Raw genomic sequence first — 464 nt, 5'->3', positions numbered from 1 at the left:
GGCGTACGTGCTGGACACGCACGGGCAGCCGGTGCCGGTGGGTGTGCCCGGAGAGCTGTACCTGGGCGGAGAAGGCCTGACGCGCGGCTACCTGGGCCAGCCGGGCCTCACGGCGGAGCGCTTCGTACCGAACCCCTACGGCACTCCTGGCTCCCGGCTGTACCGCACGGGAGACAAGGCGCGGTGGAGCCGGGACGGGACGCTGGAGTACCTGGGCCGCATGGACTTCCAGGTGAAGGTGCGCGGCTTCCGCATCGAGCTGGGAGAAGTGGAAGCGGCGCTGGGCGAGCAGCCCACGGTGCGAGACGTCGTGGTGGTGGTGCGTGAGGACGCACCGGGCGACAAGCGGCTGGTGGCGTACGTGGTGGCGCAGCCGGGCCACACACTGGAGTCGGCCGCGCTGCGTAGCGCCCTGAAGGGACGGCTGCCGGAGTACATGGTGCCGTCGGCCTTCGTGGTGCTGG

Annotated in this window: 1 protein-coding gene; it reads left to right on the top strand. The window is 71.3% G+C overall.

What is annotated here, in order from left to right:
* Positions 1–464, top strand: a 464-nt coding sequence (locus ACLEQD_RS45105) for an AMP-binding enzyme (protein WP_410392023.1), incomplete at both ends; no start/stop codon positions are given.

Source organism: Corallococcus sp. 4LFB (assembly GCF_046520365.1).
Taxonomy (GTDB): Bacteria; Myxococcota; Myxococcia; order Myxococcales; family Myxococcaceae; genus Corallococcus; species Corallococcus caeni.
Note: the sequence above shows the minus strand (reverse complement) of the source record. Positions and strands in the feature narration are given on the sequence as shown.